The organism is Subtercola sp. YIM 133946, from assembly GCF_036553535.1.
Taxonomy (GTDB): Bacteria; Actinomycetota; Actinomycetes; order Actinomycetales; family Microbacteriaceae; genus Subtercola.
The window spans coordinates 105,722-125,369 of sequence record NZ_JAZHPE010000002.1; the positions used below are offsets into that span (position 1 = coordinate 105,722).

15 protein-coding genes are annotated in these 19,648 nt (G+C 67.4%); 3 read left to right on the plus strand and 12 right to left on the minus strand.

The genetic code is table 11. From position 1 onward, the window contains the following. Nucleotides 1–54: 54 nt before the first annotated feature. Genes V3W46_RS00700 through V3W46_RS00715 form a run of 4 tightly spaced genes read right to left on the minus strand, consistent with a single transcriptional unit; the run spans nt 55 to nt 3,405 of the window. A complete protein-coding gene (locus tag V3W46_RS00700; RefSeq protein ID WP_331781154.1) occupies nt 55–1,356 on the minus strand; it encodes a citrate synthase in 1,302 nt (433 codons plus the stop codon). A gap of 37 nt (nt 1,357–1,393) precedes the next feature. Then, nucleotides 1,394–2,530: a succinyldiaminopimelate transaminase gene (gene dapC / locus V3W46_RS00705; protein WP_331781155.1), complete on the minus strand. Its 1,137-nt coding sequence runs from the start codon at nt 2,528–2,530 to the stop codon at nt 1,394–1,396. Nucleotides 2,531–2,548: 18 nt separating this feature from the next. Continuing rightward, complete coding sequence (gene fdxA, locus V3W46_RS00710) at nt 2,549–2,872, minus strand: ferredoxin (protein WP_331781156.1); 324 nt, start codon at nt 2,870–2,872, stop codon at nt 2,549–2,551. Between the two features lie 35 nt (nt 2,873–2,907). Next, nucleotides 2,908–3,405, minus strand: a complete 498-nt coding sequence (locus V3W46_RS00715; RefSeq protein WP_331781157.1) for a hypothetical protein — start codon at nt 3,403–3,405, stop codon at nt 2,908–2,910. Between the two features lie 117 nt (nt 3,406–3,522). Between V3W46_RS00715 and V3W46_RS00720 the strand changes: the two genes are divergently transcribed. Next, on the plus strand, nt 3,523–4,443 hold the full coding sequence (locus V3W46_RS00720; protein WP_331781158.1) for an EfeM/EfeO family lipoprotein: 921 nt from the start codon (nt 3,523–3,525) through the stop codon (nt 4,441–4,443). Nucleotides 4,444–4,554: 111 nt separating this feature from the next. On the opposite strand, the gene efeB is transcribed toward V3W46_RS00720, so the two are convergent. From efeB to efeU, 3 genes are read right to left on the minus strand one after another with little or no spacing between them, the layout of a single operon-like run. After that, nucleotides 4,555–5,940 carry an iron uptake transporter deferrochelatase/peroxidase subunit gene (gene efeB, locus V3W46_RS00725; protein WP_331781159.1) on the minus strand — a complete coding sequence of 462 codons (1,386 nt, stop codon included), beginning with the start codon at nt 5,938–5,940 and terminating at the stop codon, nt 4,555–4,557. 3 nt (nt 5,941–5,943) lie between these two features. Beyond that, nucleotides 5,944–7,155, minus strand: coding sequence for an iron uptake system protein EfeO (gene efeO / locus V3W46_RS00730; RefSeq protein WP_331781160.1), 1,212 nt, complete (start codon nt 7,153–7,155; stop codon nt 5,944–5,946). A gap of 11 nt (nt 7,156–7,166) precedes the next feature. Next, complete coding sequence (gene efeU / locus V3W46_RS00735; RefSeq protein ID WP_331781161.1) at nt 7,167–8,873, minus strand: iron uptake transporter permease EfeU; 1,707 nt, start codon at nt 8,871–8,873, stop codon at nt 7,167–7,169. A 246-nt stretch (nt 8,874–9,119) separates the two neighbouring features. Here efeU and V3W46_RS00740 point away from each other — a divergent pair, with 246 nt between their 5' ends. After that, entirely contained in the window at nt 9,120–10,847 is a 1,728-nt protein-coding gene (locus tag V3W46_RS00740) for a bifunctional 3'-5' exonuclease/DNA polymerase (protein ID WP_331781162.1), read from the plus strand. 211 nt (nt 10,848–11,058) lie between these two features. Here the strand turns inward: V3W46_RS00740 and typA are convergent, their stop codons facing one another. The 5 genes from typA to V3W46_RS00765 all read right to left on the minus strand — a co-directional run bounded on the left by typA (nt 11,059) and on the right by V3W46_RS00765 (nt 18,525). Further along, complete coding sequence (gene typA, locus V3W46_RS00745) at nt 11,059–12,972, minus strand: translational GTPase TypA (protein ID WP_331781163.1); 1,914 nt, start codon at nt 12,970–12,972, stop codon at nt 11,059–11,061. A 163-nt stretch (nt 12,973–13,135) separates the two neighbouring features. Continuing rightward, a complete protein-coding gene (locus V3W46_RS00750) occupies nt 13,136–14,893 on the minus strand; it encodes an ABC transporter ATP-binding protein (protein ID WP_331781164.1) in 1,758 nt (585 codons plus the stop codon). After that, on the minus strand, nt 14,890–15,867 hold the full coding sequence (locus V3W46_RS00755; protein WP_331781165.1) for an ABC transporter permease: 978 nt from the start codon (nt 15,865–15,867) through the stop codon (nt 14,890–14,892). The genes V3W46_RS00750 and V3W46_RS00755 overlap by 4 nt, the downstream gene beginning before the upstream one ends. Next, nucleotides 15,857–16,786, minus strand: a complete 930-nt coding sequence (locus V3W46_RS00760) for an ABC transporter permease (protein WP_331781166.1) — start codon at nt 16,784–16,786, stop codon at nt 15,857–15,859. The genes V3W46_RS00755 and V3W46_RS00760 overlap by 11 nt, the downstream gene beginning before the upstream one ends. Nucleotides 16,787–16,905: 119 nt before the next feature. Then, a complete protein-coding gene (locus V3W46_RS00765) occupies nt 16,906–18,525 on the minus strand; it encodes a peptide ABC transporter substrate-binding protein (protein WP_331781167.1) in 1,620 nt (539 codons plus the stop codon). A 277-nt stretch (nt 18,526–18,802) separates the two neighbouring features. Here V3W46_RS00765 and V3W46_RS00770 point away from each other — a divergent pair, with 277 nt between their 5' ends. Continuing rightward, nucleotides 18,803–19,603: a CPBP family intramembrane glutamic endopeptidase gene (locus tag V3W46_RS00770; protein ID WP_331781168.1), complete on the plus strand. Its 801-nt coding sequence runs from the start codon at nt 18,803–18,805 to the stop codon at nt 19,601–19,603. Nucleotides 19,604–19,648: the final 45 nt, after the last annotated feature.

The window sequence follows — 19,648 nt, forward strand, 5'->3', positions numbered from 1 at the left end:
GGTGCGCTGATTGAGTAGCGCCGCGCAGCGGCGCGTATCGAAATCAGACCACGCTCAGCGCTTCGGGAACTCGCGCTCAGGGCTGCCCAGATAGAGCTGCTGCGGGCGGCCGATCTTGGTGGCCGGGTCGGTCTGCATCTCACGCCAGTGCGCGATCCAGCCGGGCAGCCGGCCGATGGCGAACAGCACCGTGAACATGCGCGTCGGAAAGCCCATCGCCTTGTAGATCACGCCGGTGTAGAAGTCGACGTTGGGGTACAGCCGCCGCGAGATGAAGTACTCGTCGGCGAGCGCGATGGCTTCGAGCTCCTTGGCGATGTCGAGCAGATCATCCTGAACGCCGAGGGCCGCGAGCACCTCGTCGGCGGCCTCTTTGACCAGCTTCGCGCGTGGGTCGTAGTTCTTGTAGACGCGGTGGCCGAAGCCCATGAGACGGATGCCCGCCTCTTTGTTCTTGACCCGCTCGACGAACTTCTCCACACCCTCGCCCGAGTCGCGGATCTGCGCCAGCATGGTGAGCACGGCCTCGTTCGCCCCGCCGTGCAGGGGACCGTAGAGCGCGTTGATGCCGGCCGAGATCGACGCGAACATGTTCGCCTCGGTCGAGCCGACCAGCCGAACAGTCGACGTCGAGGCGTTCTGCTCATGGTCTTCGTGCAGAATGAGCAGGCGCTCGAGCGCCTTGGAGAGCACCGGGTTGATCTCGTACGGCTCGGCCATCGTGCCGAAGTTCAGCCGCAGGAAGTTGTCGATGAAGCTCAGCGAGTTGTCGGGGTACAGAAACGCCTGCCCCAGGCTCTTCTTGTGCGCGTACGCCGCCATCACCGGCAGCTTCGCCAGCAGGCGGATGGTCGAGATCTCGACGTGCTCGGGGTTTCGCGGGTCGAGCGAGTCTTGGTAGTAGGTCGACAGCGCCGAGATGCCGGCGGAGAGCACCGACATGGGGTGCGCGTTGTGCGGCAGCGCGTCGAAGAACCGCTTGAGGTCTTCGTGCAGCAGCGTGTGGTGCCTGATCTCGTTGTCGAACTTCTCGAGCTGGTCAGGCGTGGGCAGCTCACCGTAGATCAGCAGCCAGGCCGTCTCGAGGTAGGTCGAGTTCTCGGCGATCTGGTCGATCGGGTACCCGCGATAGCGCAGGATGCCGTTGTCGCCGTCGATGTACGTGATGGTCGACCGCGTGGCGGAGGTGTTCACGAAGCCGTAGTCGAGGGTGGTCAGCCCGGTCTGCTTGGTCAGCGTGGAGATGTCGAGCGACGAGGCGCCCTCGACACTGTCAAGAATCGGGAACTCCGCGGTGCCACCGGGAAACGTCAGTGTCGCAACGTTCTTCTCGGCACGGCCATCAGTGTCGCCCACGGCGCCTCCTTTGCGTTTACGCGAATACCCACCCAGCCTAAACGACGCGGAGGGTATCTCGATGCCGAGATACTTCGCCGAGCCTGTTCGCGGCCGCCCGGATGCGTTCGTCGGTCGCGGTCAGCGAGAAGCGAACATGTTCAGGATAGTGCTCCCCGTAGAACGATCCGGGCCCGGCGACGATGCCCAGCCCGGCGAGCTCGGCGATGGTCTGCCAGCAGTCGACGCCGGCCGTGGTCCAGAGGTAGAGCCCGGCCTCACTGCGGTCGATGCGCAGGCCGTAGGCCTCGAGCGCAGGAGCGAGAACGGCCCGGCGGGCGCGGTAGAGCTCCTTCTGCGCAGCGACGTGCGCGTCGTCGCCGAGCGCTATGGTCATGGCGACCTGAACCGGCCCCGGCGGCATCATGCCGGCCTGTTTGCGCACGTTCAGCAGGCGCAACACGAGGGCCTCGTCGCCGGCGATGAACGCCGCGCGGTAACCGGCGAGGTTCGACTGCTTGCTGAGCGAGTAGGCGGCGAGCACTCCGGTGGTGTCGCCGGCGGTCACGCGGGGGTCGAGGATGCTCGGCACCGGTTCGCTCGACCAGCGGCCCGCCCAGCCCAGCTCGGCATAGCACTCGTCGTTCACGATGATCGCCCCGAGCATCCGCGCCCTCGACACCGCCGCCGCGAGCTGCTCGATGCTCAGCACACTGCCGTCGGGATTGCCCGGCGAGTTGAGCCAGACCAGCTTCGTGTCGGCCGGCCACTCGGCCGGGTCGTCGGCTGCCAGCGAACGGGCGCCGGCGATCGTGGCACCGATGGCGTAGGTCGGGTACGCGGCCTTCGGATGCACGACCACGTCGCCCTCGCCGAGACCGAGCATGAACGGCAACCACGCCACGAGCTCTTTCGAACCGATGGTCGGCAGAACCTGGCTGTCGCGCAGGCCCGGCACCCCCCGCCGCCGCTCGAACCAGTGCACGATCGCGGCGCGCAGCTCGGGTGTTCCCGCTGTGGGTGGGTAGGCGTGTGAGTCTGTCGCGGCGGCGAGCGCCTCGCTCACCAACGCGGGCGTCGGGTCGACGGGCGACCCGATCGACAGGTCGACGATGCCGTCGGGATGGCGCTTGGCCGTCTCGACGAACGGCGTCATCTGCTCCCACGGGTAGTCGGGCAGCGCGGCGAGGGCCATGGGCGCTCGGAGCCTGCGCTAGTGCGCGGCCTGCGGCGGCAGCGCCATGATGACCGGGTGGTCTTTGGCGATCACGCCGATCTTCGCTGCCCCGCCGGGCGAGCCGATGTCGTTGAAGAACTCGACGTTGGCCTTGTAGTAGTCGCTCCACTCGTCGGGCAGGTCGTCTTCGTAGAAGATGGCCTCGACGGGGCAGACCGGCTCGCACGCACCGCAGTCGACGCATTCGTCGGGGTGGATGTACAGCGACCGTTCACCCTCGTAGATGCAGTCGACGGGGCATTCGTCGATGCACGCCCGGTCTTTGACATCGACACACGGCAAAGCGATGACATAGGTCACTGTGGAGAAGTCCCTTCGAAACTGTTGGGTTCAGTCTATTCGCTCGAACTATCGACTCGAACCGGTGGCCGCTTCACGGCGGGCCACGCCAGTACGACAAGGGCGATGACGGTGGGCGCGAACGTCCAGACGTAGCCGTAGGCGTTCGCCGGAATCAGCACCGAACCGCCGGGGCTCTGCAGCGTGAGCGCGGCGACGATGCCCACCAGCCCGATCGCTGCCAGCAACGCCAGGGTGCGGGTCGGCAGCACGAGGCGCAGGCCCACCAGCAGCAGGATGCTCGCCAGGCACGCCATGATGAGTCCGATCGGCAGGGTGAACCAGCCGAAGACGCTGACGGTGGCCTGGTTGACAACGGTGCCGACCATGCCGAAGACCACCCCGAGCAGCAGCCCGACGACCCAGCTGCCGACCCGCACGACCCACGATTCGCCCACGACTTCGGCGTCGGTGTGGCGCAGCAGCGACGGCGGCGGCCCGCCCGGCGAGGGGGGCTGAGCATCCGGGTGCAGAGGTTCGGCTGCCAGAGACATCACAATTGCCTTTCGTTCTTGACATCAATTTAGCGATGCAACCTGAACGCTGTACCGTGAAGAGGGCAATGGTGCCGCATCAGTTCTGCCGCATCCGACTCACACGAAAGACCCTTCGTGACCTCCAGACCCACCGCACGCACGGCGACGGTTCTCGTGACCGTGCTTGTCACCGCGCTGCTGCTGGCAGGATGCTCGTCGAAGACCTCGCAGCCACCGCAGTCGGCCGGCCAGGCCGCCGGTGCCCAGGCCTCGGTCGCCGTCGAGCTCAGCGAGTCGACCAGCGACTTCGCGATCTACCTGCGCCAGCAGGCCACTCTGCTCGACACCGGAACGGCCGAGTTCGCCGCCGCCTACCAGTCGGGTGACGACGCGCTGGCCCGCTCGCTCTACGCTCCCACGCGCATGTTCTACAACCGCATGCTCGTCGCCCAGACGCTCTTCACCGACCTGGCGGCACAGCTCGACGCCCACCAGGCCGATCTCGCCCCCGGCGCTGCGTTCACCGGCTGGCACGCCATCGAGAGCGACCTCTACCCCGCCCCCGGCCAGGCGCCACTGACGGCCGAACAGCGCACCGACCTCGCCACGCGCCTGGCGAGCGACACGCACGCGCTCTACGAGAAGGTGATGAGTGAGCGCCCCACCGTCGACCAGCAGACCGAGGGCGCGGCGACTCTGCTGCAGACCCTGGGCGCCGCGGCCGCGGCTCGCCGGCAAGACGCTCCCTCGGGCAGCGACGTGTCAGACCTGCAGGGCTACGTCGACAGCGCGCACCTGGTCTTCGAGGGCATCCGGGTGGTGCTGGTGACCCAGGATGCCGCACTCGCCACCACGCTCGACCACCAGTTCGGGGCGCTGCAGAACACGCTGAACGACCAGCGCACCGGCGTCACCTTCCGCACCGACGACCAGGTGAGCGACGCCGACTGGGCGACGCTCGTCAGCCAGACGGCCGACCTCGCAGCGTCGATGGCCCGCGTAACGTCGACGATGGCGCCTGCGACGGCGTCGCCGTCACCCGCCCCCGCCGGCTGACCTGCCCCGCCCAGCTGACCCGGCCACTCCGGCTGACCCACCCGCACCGGCTGAGCCATCCCTACCGTCTGACCCGCCCACACCGGCTGACCCGCCGACACGCGCTGTCGCTCAGGCGAACAGCGCCTTGCCGTAGTAGTCCCCCGCACCGGTGAGGCCCGGTGGCACCGCGAAGACACCCGATCCGACGTGCCTGATGTACTCGTTGAGGGCGTCGGAGGAGCCGAGCCGTGACTGGATCGCGACGAACTGCGCCGGGTCTTTCTGGTACGAGATGAACATGAGCCCGGCATCCAGTCGCCCGACGCTGTCGATACCGTCGGTGAAGTTGTACCCGCGCCGCAGAATCTTCACGCCGCCGTTGTTCTCGTGGGCGGCCAGGGCGACGTGCGCGTTCGCCGGAATGACGAGCTTGCCGTCGGCGCCCTTCGCGGCGAAGTCGGGAGTATCGAACTCGGCCGTTCCGGTGAGCGGGGCACCCTCTGACTTGGTTCGGCCGAAGACGGCGTGCTGGTCGGAGATGAAGTCGGCGTCCCACGTCTCGATCAGCATGTGGATCTTGCGGGCGACGAGGTAGCTGCCGCCGGTCATCCAGCCCTGGTCGCCGTCGTCGCCCACCCACACATACTGCGAGAAGTCGCTCTCGTCGGTGATGTTGCGCGTGCCGTCTTTGAAGCCCATCAGGTTGCGCGGGGTCGACTGGCCGACGCCCTTGGATGCCCGGCCGAAGCCCTGCACAGTCCACCGGGTGGTCGCGGTGGTTCGTGCCATGCGGGCGAGGTTGCGAATGGCGTGGTAGGCCACCTGCGGGTCTGCGGCGCACGCCTGGATGCAGATGTCGCCGCCGGTGAACTCGGGCGTGAGGGCGTCGCTGGCGAAGACCGGCAGGTCGTTCAGGGCGGCTGGCTTGTACTTCGCCCAGCCGAATCGGTCGTCGAACATCGACGGCGCGAAGCCGAGGGTCAGCGTGAGTTCGTTCGGGCCCATGCCGTAGGCCTCGCCGGTGTCACCGGGAACAGCCTGGTCGCGGTCGGGCTCGACGGCGCCCACCGGCACACCCTTGGTGTACTGCGCCATGGCCGCCGACCACTTCGCCAGCATCACCTGCAGCTCAGAAGCCGAGGTGGTCGTGACGTCGAAGACCATGAAGACGAGGTGGTCTTGGGGCGGGGTCTGGATGCCCGCCTGACGCACCCCGTAGAAGTCGAGACTCGTGTCGTTCGGTGCCGGGCTCGCGTTGGATTCGGCCGCCTCGGCGGCCTGGTCTGTCACACCGGTGGCCACCGCGCCGATGGCCGCGCCCGCGGCCGCGCTGGCCAGCGCCCCGCCGAAGAGGGCGCGCCGGGAGAAGCCGCGCGGGCCCGCCGGCTCGTCGGCGGCGTCGGCGTCGTCGGCGGCGTCGGCGGCGTCGGTCGTCAGGGCCGGCTGTTCGTCAACCGGCTCGGCCGGCACACCCTCTGCGGGTGTACCGGCCTCGTCGTTCGTACGTCTGCGCATGGGTTATGCGGTCGCCACCTTTTCAGAGATCTGCGAGAGGGGTGCCTGCAGGGCCTGGATGGCCTGCGTGAGCTTGGTCGCGTCTGAGGCCTTGAGCGCATCGGTGTAGAGGGCGTAGCCGCCGACCGCGCTCGTGTCTTTGTAGGTGGCGAGCAGGGCGTCGACCGCCGCGAACTGGTCGGAGATCTGCTGGGTCAGGTCGGGGTCGATGGTGGTCAGCCCGGGCTTGAGGTACTCGAAGGCCTGCTCAGAACCTTCGACGTTGGCGGCGAAGTCGAGCAGGTCGATGTGACTGTAGGCCTCTTCTTCGCCGGTGATCTTCGACGACTGAACCTCGTCGAGCAGGCCGGATGCCCCGTTGGCCAGCTCTTCGGGCTTGTAGGTCAGGCCCGTGGTGAGCGTCTGCAGCTGGGTGACGTCGGTGACGAGCTTCGTGCTGAGCGCCTTCGTGCTGTCGGTGATGGCCTGGGTCTCGAAGAGGTCTTTCTCGATGGGGTGAAAACCCGTCCAGTCGGTGCCGGGATCGACGTCGGCGACGCGGGCGTCGATCTCGGGGTCGAGGTCGGCAAAGCTCTCGGCGACGGGTTCGATGCGCTCGTAGAACGGGCGGGCATCCGCATAGGCCTTCTGGGCGGCGGCGACATCGCCCGACTGGATGGCGGCGTCGAGCGCCTGGGTGGCGGTCACGAGAGCCTGAGCCTGGTCTTCGACGTAGGCGCCGTACCCGGTGGTGCCCTCGGCGAGCAGGCTCGCGGTGTCGCTGGCGGTGGTCGCCGCGGCACCGACGACGGTGAAGCTGGTGTTCTCGGTCGTGGCACCCGGGCAGTTGAGGGTGTAGGTGCCGCCGGAGAGGGTGACGGTGAAGGTGGCGGGCTGCAGGCCGGCGACGATGTTCTCGCGCTCACCGATGATGCGCTTGTCGCTGAGCAGCTCGACCTCGCTGAGGCCGGCGGCATCGGTGTTCGTCACGGTGAAGGTGACCGGACCGGCGGGGGCGCTGGTGTAGTCGGTGGTGCAGTCGGAGCCGGTGAGGGTCACGGCGATCTGCGCCGAGCCGTTCGAGACGGGCGCGGTTCCGTCGGCGGCCGCCGCGGTCGATCCGGCCGTGCTCGAGCTGCTGCAGCCCGCGAGCAGCAGGCTGCCGGCCACCAGGCCGCCGAGAACGGCGAGCCTGGCGCCCGTGCGGGCGAGCGGGATCTTCGTGGGTGTGATCATTCTGCGGGCTCCTAGATGCGTGTGCTGTGTGCAGGGGTCGGTTCGGGAACGGTCGGGGTGGCCGGGGCGGTGGCTGGGGTGCGCTCGGCGGCCGCCGCAGTGGTCGAAGTGCCGGGAGCCGCGGGGCCGGTAGCCACGGGCGCGGCGGCATCGCCAGCACGTGCCGCGTCGGCCGAACGGCGAGCCGCCCGCAGGCCGCGCAGGCCGAAGGCGGCGAGGATGAGCGCGGCGAGTGCCAGCACGAATGGCAGGTAGACGCGGAACAGCGCAGCCTCGGCTGCAGCGACCTGGGCGTCGCCCACTGCCACGGCGAGGTGTTGCGCCTGCTGCGGATCGACAGACCACGACAGCGACGCCGCAGCGGTCTGACCGCCGCTCACGCTCACCGTGCGGGGTGATGCGAGCCCGCCGCCCGAGAGGGTGAGGGTGGTGACCGAGGTGCTGGTCGCGTCGAGCAGTGTGTCGCCGGCCACCCAGACCTGCTGCGACTGGCTGGCCTGCCAGGTCGCGTCGAACGGGCCCGGGTTCGTGACCCGGCTCACCCCCACCGGGGTGCGGCCGCCGTTCAGCGCGGCGAGCTGGTCGAGGGTGAGCGTCGAGGGCTGGCCCGCCACGTCGGTGTCGGTCGTGATGGTGTACGCCCGGGCATCCTCGCCCAGGTGGTTCTCGGTGGTGGCCGTGGCGTCATCGAGCGCGATGGTCGAGGTGTCTTCGAGCACGGTCGCCTGAAGCGACAGGTCGCCCGCGGTGCCCGTGAGTTCGGCCGTACCGAGCTGACGGCCGTCGGTGCCGACGATCGCGACGGTCGAGGCGGCCAGCACCGGGTCGGTCGCCGGCGGAACCGCCACGAAGAGCACAATGGCGCTCACCGCGCAGGCGGCGGCGATGCCGAACTGCACCCGGTAGGCGTGCTGCTTCGGCCGCTTCGAGTGCGGCCAGAGCACGAAGAGAAGCACGGGAACGAGGTAGAGGGCCCAGCCGAGCACCTCGATCACGCGCGGGTCGGCGGGAATACCGAGAACGCCGGTGACGAGGGCGGCCTGCACCGACCCGCCGGGGGCGAGCCACGACAGATCGACCGTGGCGTCTTGGCCCACCGTGATCCAGCCCGCCTCGTGGGCGGTGCGCAGCGAGCTCATCACGAGGCCCGCGGCGACGAACACCAGGAAGACGCCGGTGACGGTGAAGAACTTGCCGAGATTGAGCTTGACGCCACCGCGGTAGATGCCGTAGCCGATCGCCACCGAGAGCAGCAGGCCGAGAACGGCGCCGGCACCGGCGGCGAGCGGGCTCACCGACGATTGGAACGCGGCCAGCAGGAACACCGAGGTCTCGAAGCCCTCACGCAGAACGGCGAGGAAGGCCATGCCGGCCAGCGCGAACACCGAGCCCTGGTTGAGCGCTTCGGTCGCCGTCGATTCGAGCTCGGAGCGCATGTTGCGGGCGTGCTTGCTCATCCACACGATCATGAAGGTCACCATCACGACGGCGACGACGCCGATGATCGACTCCATGCCCTCCTGCTGCGCCTGGGGCAGGTTCACCGAGATGACCTCGAGCGTCACACCGACGCCGATGCTGAGCACGATGGCCGCGGCCACACCGATCCACATTGACTTCAGCGAGTGCCCGTTGCGCTTCAGGAATGCCGCGATGATGCCGACGATCAACGCCGCCTCGAGCCCTTCACGAAGACCGATGACGAACGTGGCTAGCAAGAAGATTCTCCGGCGGTGTGGGTGCGGGCGGGTGCGCGGCTGGTTGTGCGGGGCGGCAGGCCACAGGGCGGCGCTACGAAGGTAAGCCTACACTTACTAAGGTTCGCCTGTCTTGGCCATTTCGCCGTGCGTTGGCTGAGTGCGCGCGGTGCCGGGGCGGTGGCTGCCGCGGTCGGTGGCTGCGGCGGTCGGTGGCTGCCGCGGTCGGTGGCTGCCGCGGTCGGTGGCTGCCGCGACAATGAAGGTGTGTACATCGTTCTGTCAGAGGCCGGCACCGACCGGGCCTCGCTGTCGACGCTGAACGACGACGGCAGTGCGGCAGCCGGCCCCGAGTACATCCCGCGCGCCCGGCTCGCCGAGCGGGTGGCGCAGCTCGAGGCGACGGCCGCGCCGCGCTGGGTGTGGGGTGACACCGCCACCGCCTATCCCCCGCTGCTCGCCGTCGGCGTGCGAGTCGAGCGCTGCCACGACCTGCGGCTCAGCCGGGCCATTCTGCGGGCGTCGAGCCTCACGGTCGAGACGGCGCTGGCCCGGGAATCCGCCTCGGTGTGGGATGCCGCGCCACCACTCGGCGGCCCCGCCGTGTCTGCCACAGCAGCCTCTGCCGCTCTGTTCGATCTCGACGACTCGCCCGCGCCCCACGCGCCCGGGGGCGACGATGACCCGCCGGCCGAACTGCGCCGCCAGCTCGAGGCGGTGCGCACCTCGGCCGACCCCAACCGTCTGCGACTGCTGCTCGCGGCGGAGTCGGCGGGCGCCCTCATCGCGAGTGAGATGTCGCACGCGGGCCTGCCCTGGCGCGAAGACCTGCACGACGAGCTGCTGACCGAGCTGCTCGGTGCCCGCGTGGGGGCAGGGCTGCGGCCCGAGCTGCTCGAACGCCTGGCCGAGCAGATCAGGGCCGAGACGGGCGCTGCCCAGCTGAATCCCGATTCGCCGGCCGAGGTGCTGCGGGCGCTGCGCGGCGCCGGACTGACGGTGGTCACGACCCGGTCGTGGGAGTTGAAGCAGCTCGATCATCCGGCCATCGCCCCACTGCTGGAGTACAAGAAGCTCTCACGGCTGCTGAGCGCCAACGGCTGGTCGTGGATGGAGTCATGGGTCACCGATGGCCGCTTCTCGCCCGAGTACGTGCCGGGTGGAGTAGTGTCGGGCCGCTGGGCTACCCGGGGCGGCGGTGCCCTGCAGCTGCCCAAACAGGTGCGGCGCGCGGTCACGGCAGACGACGGGTGGATGCTCGTGGTCGCCGATGCGGCGCAGCTCGAGCCGCGCATCCTCGCCGGCATCTCGGGCGACACCGCCATGGCGGCGGCGGGGCGCGGCACCGATCTCTACGCCGGCATCGTGGCCGGCGGAGCGGTGTCGACCCGAGCCGAGGCGAAGGTGGCCATGCTCGGGGCGATGTACGGTGCCACCACCGGTGAGAGCGGGCGCCTGCTGCCGCGCCTCGCCCGCACCTACCCGACCGCTCTGGCGTACGTCGAGACGGCGGCCCGGGCGGGCGAACGCGGCGAGGTCGTCACGTCGCGGCTCGGTCGCAGCTCGCCGCGACCCTCTGACGAGTGGGCCGAACTGCAGGCCCGTGCCACCGAGGGTGCCGCCTCTGACGCCGAGCTGGCGCGTGCCCGGCAACAGGCCCGTGACTGGGGCCGCTTCACCCGCAACTTCGTCGTGCAGGCCAGCGCGGCCGACTGGGCGCTGTGCTGGATGGCCGACCTGCGCCGCGCCCTGGCGGCGTTCTCGCCCGCGGCCGCGGCACCGGGGCGGGCGGCGGCGCCGTTCGGGCGGCAACCGCACCTGGTGTTCTTCCTGCACGACGAGGTCATCGTGCACACCCCGGCCGCCTACGCCGAAGAGGTGGCCGCCGCACTGTGCTCGTCGGCGGCCGCGGCCACCCGGCTGCTGTTCGGCGCCTTTCCGCTCGAGATTCCCCTCGACGTGTCGATCGTCAGCTCCTACGCCGATGCCGACTGACCGCATCCACTCCCTTACCCGCCGCATCCACTCCCGCACCCGCCGCGGTCGAGTCGCAAGCCAGGGCGAGCCGCCGAGCTGAGTGGAGCGGCCCCGCGGGGCGGGAGCGAGCCCCGCGCCGGGAACGCAGAAGCGCCCCGGCCGGAAGGGCGGGGCGCTTCTGCGCGACGCTCCGAGCGGAGCGACGGGAGGCGACGAGCAGCGGTGCGGGCTACGCGTTCGCGTTCTGCGACTTGACGCGCGAGGCGCTGCGCTGGCGTGCCTGGGCCGACAGCTCGACCTTGCGGATGCGCACCCACTCGGGCGTCACCTCGACGCACTCGTCTTCGCGTGCGAACTCGAGCGACTCCTCGAGCGTCAGCTTGCGCGAGGGCGTCATGCGCTCGAACGTGTCGGAGGTCGACTGGCGCATGTTGGTCAGCTGCTTCTCCTTGGTGATGTTCACGTCCATGTCGTCGGCGCGCGAGTTCTCACCGATCACCATGCCCTCATAGACCTCCTGCGTCGGCTCGACGAAGAACGACATGCGCTCCTGCAGGTTCACGATGGCGAAGGGCGTCACGACACCCGCGCGGTCGGCCACGATCGAGCCGTTGTTGCGGGTGACGATGGGGCCGGCCCACGCGTCGTAGCCGTGCGAGATCGCGTTCGCGATGCCGGTGCCGCGCGTGGTGGTGAGAAACTCGGTGCGGAACCCGATGAGCCCGCGCGACGGAACGATGAACTCCATGCGGATCCAGCCGGTGCCGTGGTTCTGCATGGTCTCCATGCGGCCCTTGCGGGCGGCCAGCAGCTGCGTGATGGCGCCGAGGAACTCCTCGGGAGCATCCACCGTCAGGTGCTCGTACGGCTCGTGGGTCTTGCCGTTGACCTGCTTGGTGACCACCTGCGGCTTGCCGACGGTGAGCTCGAAGCCCTCGCGGCGCATCTGCTCCACCAGGATGGCCAGGGCGAGCTCTCCGCGGCCCTGAACCTCCCACGCGTCGGGGCGGCCGATGTCGACGACCTTGAGCGAGACGTTACCGACCAGCTCGCGGTCGAGACGGTCTTTCACCATGCGGGCAGTGACCTTCGAGCCCTTGGTGCGGCCGATCAGCGGCGAGGTGTTGGTGCCGATGGTCATCGAGATGGCGGGGTCGTCGACCGTGATGATCGGCAGCGGCCGAACATCCTCGGGGTCGCTGATCGTGTCGCCGATGGTGATCTCACCGATGCCGGCGATGGCCACGATGTCGCCGGGGCCCGCCGTCTCGGTGGGAAAGCGGGTGAGCGCCTTGGTGATGAGCAGCTCGGTGAGCTTGACGTTCTGAACCGAGCCGTCGTGGCGAACCCAGGCGACCTGCTGGCCCTTCTTGAGGTGGCCGTTGAAGATGCGCAGCAGGGCGAGGCGGCCGAGGAACGGCGACGCGTCGAGGTTCGTGACGTGCGCCTGCAGGGGGTGCTCGTCGTCGTAGGTCGGGGCCGGAACATGCTTCAGAATGGCTTCGAAGAGCGGCTCGAGGTCGTCGTTGTCGGGCAGCGTGCCGTTCTCGGGCTTGTTGTTCGACGCGGCACCGGCACGGCCGGAGGCGTAGACGATCGGCACGTCGAGCACGGCGTCGAGGTCGAGATCAGGGTGATCGTCGCTCATGTCGCTGGCGAGGCCGAGCAGCAGGTCTTGGCTCTCTGCGATGACCTCGTCGATGCGGGCATCCGGCCGGTCGGTCTTGTTGACCAGCAGGATGACCGGCAGGTTCGCCTCGAGCGCCTTGCGCAGCACGAAGCGCGTCTGCGGCAGCGGACCCTCTGAGGCGTCGACCAGCAGCACGACACCGTCGACCATGCTGAGGCCGCGCTCGACCTCGCCACCGAAGTCGGCGTGGCCCGGGGTGTCGATGACGTTGATCACGATCGGCTTGTCGCCGGCGTGCTTGCCGTTGTAGAGCACCGAGGTGTTCTTGGCCAGGATCGTGATGCCCTTTTCACGCTCGAGGTCGTTCGAGTCCATCATGCGGTCTTCGCCCTCGAAGTGGGCGTCGAACGAGTTGGTCTGCTTGAGCATTGCGTCGACGAGCGTGGTCTTGCCGTGGTCGACGTGGGCGACAATGGCTACGTTACGTAGGTCATCGCGGGTGGCTGACGCCATGGATGATCGTCCTCAAAGTAATGCGGACTCACCACAACTGCACGAGCCCGACGGTATAAACGGTGTCGGACTGTTGAGCAGCCCGAAACACAGGAACGGTGGGCGGCTACGCCCGCGGAAGCGATGTACAGAGCGGACTATACATGCGGGTTGCTAACGCGATTCAAACCCTCAGGGCTATTCCGGCCCCGGGGATCGCGTTCAGCAACTCCTTAGTATATTGCATCTGCGGGTTGTCGAAGACCTCATCGGTCGTGGCGCGCTCGACGATCTTGCCCTTCTGCATGACGCAGACGTGATCGGCGATCACCCGAACGACCGCCAGGTCGTGGGTGATGAACAGGTAGGTCAGGTCGAGTTCGGTCTGCAGGTCAGACAGCAGCTGCAGAATCTGGGCCTGTACGAGCACGTCGAGGGCCGAGACCGCCTCGTCGAGAATGACGATCTCAGGCTTCAGAGCGAGGGCACGGGCGATCGCCACGCGCTGGCGCTGGCCGCCCGACAGCTCGTTCGGGTACCGGCTCGACAGGCTGCGCGGCAGCGACACCTGATCGAGCAGCTCGTTGACGCGGTCGCGGCGCGACCCCTTGTCGCCCACCTTGTGCGTATTGAGGGGCTCGGCGATGGTGTTGCCGATGTTGCGCAGCGGGTCGAGCGACCCGTAGGGGTCTTGGAAGACCGGCTGCATCTTGCGTCGCAGGTCGAGCAGCGCCTTGCCCTTGAGGGGCGCGGTGTTCGTGCCGTTGATGCGGATCTCGCCGTGGGTGACGTCTTCGAGGCGCAGCAGCATCTTCGCCACGGTCGACTTGCCCGAGCCCGACTCGCCGACCAGCGCGGTGGTCGTGCCGCGCTGGATGCTGAACGATACGTCGTCGACCGCGGTGAACGCGTCTTTGTTGCCCCGGATCTTGTAGACCTTGGTCAGCTCGGTGACCTCGATGGCGTTCTCGCGAGGTGCTGCGGCGGCGAGCAGCTCGGCGCGCACCTCGGCCGTCTCGATGAGGTCGAGGCCCTCGGTCACGTCGGTGGCGGCGTAGTCGAGGTCGGTCAGCTTGTGCGACGACGACTGGATGCGCCGCGAGGCCAGGCTCGGGGCCGCGGCCACCAGGCGCTGGGTGTAGGGGTGCAGCGGGTTCGCGAGGATCTCGCGCGAGGGGCCGGATTCGACGACCTGCCCCTTGTACATCACGACGAGGTGCTCGGCGCGCTCGGCCGCGAGGCCCAGGTCGTGCGTGATGAACAGCAGCGCCGTGCCGATCTCGCGAGTGAGCTTCTCGAGGTTGTCGAGGATGGTGCGCTGCACGGTGACGTCGAGCGCCGAGGTGGGCTCGTCGGCGATCAGCAGCTTGGGCCGCGACGACAGGCCCATACCGATCAGCACGCGCTGGCGCATGCCGCCCGAGAACTGGTGCGGAAACTGCTTCAGCCGCTTGTCGGCGTCGGCGAGGCCGGCCTCCTTCAGCACCTGGATAGAGTGCTTCTTGATCTCCGACTTGCCCGTGGCGATGCCGTTGGCACGAATGGCCTCCTGCACCTGGAAGCCGACGCTCCACACCGGGTTCAGGTTCGACATCGGGTCTTGGGGCACGAAGCCGATCAGCTTTCCCCGAACATCCTGCATCTCCTTCTCGGAGATCTTGGCCAGGTCGCGGCCCTCGAAGAGGATCTCGCCGCCGGTGACCTTGCCCGAACCCGGCAGCAGATTGATGATGGCGTGCGCCGTGGTCGATTTGCCCGACCCCGACTCGCCGACGATCGCCAGCGTCTCGCCCGCGTGCAACGTGATACTCGCTCCGCGAACGGCGGGAACGATGCCGGTCTGCGTCTGGAAGCCGACCTGCAGGTCGTTGATCTGCAGCAGGGGCACCCGGCCGTCGGCCGAGCGGGCGGGCAGGGCCGAACTCATGGTGTTCTGGCTCATCGAAGTGCTCTCGCTTTCGGGTCGAGCGCGTCTCGGATGACTTCGCCCATGAGGATGAACGCGAAGACCGTCAGCGAGAGAGCGAGCGACGGGTAGATCAGTGTCTGCGGGTTGGTGCGGATGTCTTTCTGCGCCTGGTTGATGTCGTTGCCCCACGACATGATCGAGCTGCCGAGCCCGACACCGAGGAACGACAGCGTCGCCTCGGCGACGATCGCAGCGGCGAGCGAGATCGTGGTGATGGCGATGACCGGGGCGATCGAGTTCGGCAGCACGTGCCTGATCAGGATGCGCAGGCTCGAGACACCGAGCGCCTCAGACGCCATCACGAAGTCGGAGTTCTTCACCCGGAGGATTTCGGCTCTCAGCACGCGCGCCGTCGCCGGCCACGCGAAGATGCCGATGGCGAGCGAGATGGTCCACACACTGCGGTAGTTCACCAGAACCGACATGATGACCACGGCGGCCAGGATGTAGGGGATCGAGAAGAAGATGTCGCCGATGCGCGAGAGGAACGCGTCGACCGCGCCGCCGTAGAAGCCAGCGAAGGCGCCGAAGATGATGCCGAGCACCGTGGTCAGAACGATGACGATGATGCCGACCGCGAGCGACGTCGACGTGCCGTTGATGATGCGCGAGTAGACGTCGCATCCCTGCTTCGTGAAGCCCAGGATGTGGCCGGCGGTCGGGCCGCCGTTGCTGTTGAGGAGCTGGCAGTCGTTGTTCGGCGGAACGTTGGTGAACAGGCCGGGGAACAGCGCGACCACGCACACCAGCAGGATCATCGCGCCTGAGATCCAGAAGATCGGGCGGCGACGCGCGTCGCGCCAGGCGTCGATCCAGAGGTTCGACGGCTTGTCGGCGACGCTGACGACGTCGATCTCTCGCAGCGGCGTCTCTTCGAGCGGCGCCACGAAGTGGTTCGACGACGGCGAGGCCTCGTCGAGAGTACGTTCGGAGAGGTCATTTGACATAGCGGATCCTTGGGTCGAGCAGGCCGTAGAGCAGGTCGACGATGAGGTTGACGACCAGGTAGAGCAGAACCATCACGGTGACGAACGAGACGACCGTGGGCCCCTCACTGCGGATGATGGCCTGGTACAGCGTGTTGCCGACGCCGGGCACGTTGAAGATTCCCTCAGTGACCGTCGCGCCGACCAGCAGAACGCCGAAGTCGGTGGCGAGGTAGGTGACGACCGGAATGAGCGAGTTGCGCAGGATGTGCACCGGGATGATGCGGTTGCGGCTGAGGCCCTTGCTGTAGGCGGTGCGAACGAAGTCGAGGCTCGAGGTCTCGATGACGGATGATCGTGTCAGCCGAACGATCTGCGCGAAGCTGATGCTCGCCAGCACCAATGCCGGGAGTATCAGGTCGGCGACCGGGGCCCCGGCACCGACGGTGGTGCGGGCCCAGCCGAGCTGCACGCCGAAGACGTACTGGCCGACGAAGGCGATGACGAAGATCGGCAGCGAGATGAGGATCAGGCTGATCACGAGCGAGCTGCCGTCGAAGATCTTGCCCTTGCGCAGCCCCGAGATGAGGCCGACGAGAATGCCGAACACGGTCTCGAAGAAGAGGGCGATGACGGCCAGCTTCAGCGTCACGGGGAAGGTGCGCAGCAGGATCTCACCGACGGGCTGGCCCGAGTAGGAGATGCCGAAGTCGCCGCGGAAGATGCCGCCGATGTAGATGAAGTACTGCACGATGAACGGCTGGTCGAGGTGGTACTGCGCCCGCAGCTGGGCGACCAGGGCGGGGTTGGGGGTCTTGTCGCCGAACATGGCGATGATCGGGTCTCCCGGCATTGCGAAGACCATGAAATAGATGAGGAACGTCGTTCCGAAGAAAACAGGAATGGCCTGCAACAGCCGCCTGAGAATATATCCGGCCATGAAGGGTCAGCCTCGAGTCTCGGGAAAAGTGCACATACGGGTAAGTAGACCTTACTGGGAAGTCAAACCAAAAGGGGCGGCAGCGCGATGCTGCCGCCCCTTTCGGTTAGCGGAGGTGACTAGCTCTTGGTGATCGCGTAGTACAGCGGCTCCGAGTTCCAACCGAACGAGACGTTCTGAACCGACGAGCCGAAGCCACCGGTGATGTTGGAGTACCACAGCGGGATGGCAGGCAGGTCTTTCAGAAGGATGTTCTGGGCGTCCTGGTAGTCCTGGTTGGCCGCATCGGTGGTGGTCTCAGCCGCAGCCTTGGTGAACAGGGCGTCGACGTCGGGGTTCGAGTAGTCTCCGTCGTTCGAGCTGGCACCGGTCTGGTACAGCGGAATGAGGAAGTCGCTCAGGCCCGGGTAGTCGGCCTGCCATCCGGTACGGAAGGCGGTCGAGATCGAGCGGTCGGTGACCGAGGTGCGGAAGGCGGCGAACGTCGGCACGGGAGCGCCTGATGCGTCGATTCCGAGCGTGTTCTTGATGCTGTTGCTCACAGCATCGACCCAGCCCTGGTGACCACCGTCGGCGTTGTAGCCGATCTGGAAGGTACCGCTCCACGGCGAGATGGCGTCGGCCTCGGCCCACAGCTTCTTTGCGTCGTCGGGGTTGTACTTCAGAACGCTGGCACCCGACAGGCTGTCGGTCCAGCCGTCGATGACCGGTGACGTGAAGTCGCTGGCCGGGGTGCGGGTGCCGTTGAAGATGACCTTCGTGATGGTGTCACGGTCGATGGCCTCTGACAGCGCCTGGCGACGCAGCTGGCCTTCCTGGCCGCTGAAGTGGGCGTCACGCTCGGGGATGGTGAACGACTGGAACACAGCGGTCGGGTCGTTGACGGCGCGGTCGCCCAGGTCGGACTCGAACGTCGAGAGGGCCGAGTCGGGAACGGCGTCGAGCACGTCGAGGTTGTTGCCCTGCAGGTCGGCGTACGCGGCGTCGAGGTCGGCGTAGAACTTGAGCGTCAGGCCGCCGTTCTGAACCTTGCGGCCTCCGTTGTAGCTGGTGTTCGGAACGAGGTCGATCTGAACGTTGTGCTGCCATGCGGTCGACGAGGCCAGCTTGTACGGGCCGTTGCCGATCGGGTTCTGGCCGAACGCGGTCATGTCTGCGTAGGCGCTCTCGGGCAGCGGGTAGAACGCGCAGTAACCGAGCTCGAGCGGGAAGTCGGCCTGGGGGGCCGTCAGCTTGACGGTGAAGGTGGTGTCGTCGACCACGGTCAGACCGGTGAGGGGGCTGTCGGCGTCGGCGCTGTAGCCCTCGATGGGAGCGAAGAACGACTGGTTGAGCTGTGCGTTGCTGAGCAGCGCGCCGTACTGCCAGGCGTCGACGAACGACTTCGCGGTGACGGGGCTGCCGTCGCTGAAGGTCTCGTTCGGCTTGATCTTGATGGTGAAGGTCTGCGAATCGGTCGTGGTGATCGAGTCGGCCACGTCGTTGATCGGTTTGCCCGTTGCGTCGTAGTACACGAGGCCGGCGAAGATGGAGTCGACGATACGGCCACCACCCGTCTCCTGCGTGTTGGTGGGGATGAGCCCGTTCTGGGGCTCTGAGCCGTTGGCTGTGATGACGGCCGACAGGTTGGCGCTCGAGGTCGGCGTGCTGCTGCTGCCGCCTGACGAGCATCCCGTGAGCACCAGCGCGCTGGCTGCAGCCAGAGCGATGACGCCCACTCCGATTCGGTTGATTCTCAAGGTTTCCTCCTGTGCAAACTGGGCAAATCGAAGTCACGGCTTGTGGCCGGTGATTCGAATCGAATGTGTCGCTCGCGGTGCGTGTGATTGCCTCGCAAATCGAGCACGCCGTGCTGAACGGCGCGCTCGATGACTAACGAGTACCCTAAATAGGGGCATGGCCCAGATCCAAATGCGAATCCAAAAAGTTACATACTAGAAACTAATTTCACCAGATTGTTGTGCACTTTGCACAATCTTTGTGAATACATAGCAGATTGCGCAAGAAAGCGGCGGTATGACCACCACGCCCCCCGGGCTGCAGAACGACCCTCAGGGGCCCGTGTTCACGAGGCGCCGAATCGGCTTCGAGATCGTCGTGGTGCTCGCCCTCTCGCTCGGGTCGTCGGCCGTGTACTCGATCGTTCAGCTGATCGACCTGCTGACCCGGCCGGCGCCGCTCGGCGACCAGACCGCGACGCTCAACGGCACCGTGAGCGACCGGGCCTGGCTCGACCTGACCTATCAGTTTCTCGGTATCGCCTTCGCCATCGCCCCGGTTCTGCTCGTGTTCTACCTGCTGACGCTGTCGGGCAGCAACCCGTTCCGCCGTCTGGGCTTCGACGCCAGCCAACCCGTGCGAGACCTGCGGCGGGCGCTCTTTCTGCTGGTGATCATCGCGGTGCCCGGCCTCGCCTTCTATTTTCTGGGCCGGGCGCTCGGTTTCACGGTGAATCTCGACCTCAGCCCGAGCAATCCGGCGTGGTACACCGTGCCCATCCTCATTCTCTCGGCCCTGCGGGCCGCCGTGACCGAAGAGCTGATCGTGGTGGGCTACCTGTTCGAACGGCTCGGCCGGCTCGGCTGGGGCAAGTGGACCATCATCGGCTCGAGCGCACTGTTGCGCGGCAGCTACCACCTCTACCAGGGCTTCGGCCCGTTCGTCGCCAACTTCGTGATGGGTGTGGTGTTCGGCTTCTTCTACACGCGCTGGGGCCGCACGGTGCCGCTCGTGATCACGCACTGGGTTCTCGACATCGCCTCGTTCGTGGGCTACGCGTGGGCGGTGGCGACCTTCCCGCAGCTCTTCAACCCGTAAGGTGCCCCGCGCTGAGTGACGTGGGATGGCGACCCACGCTGACGG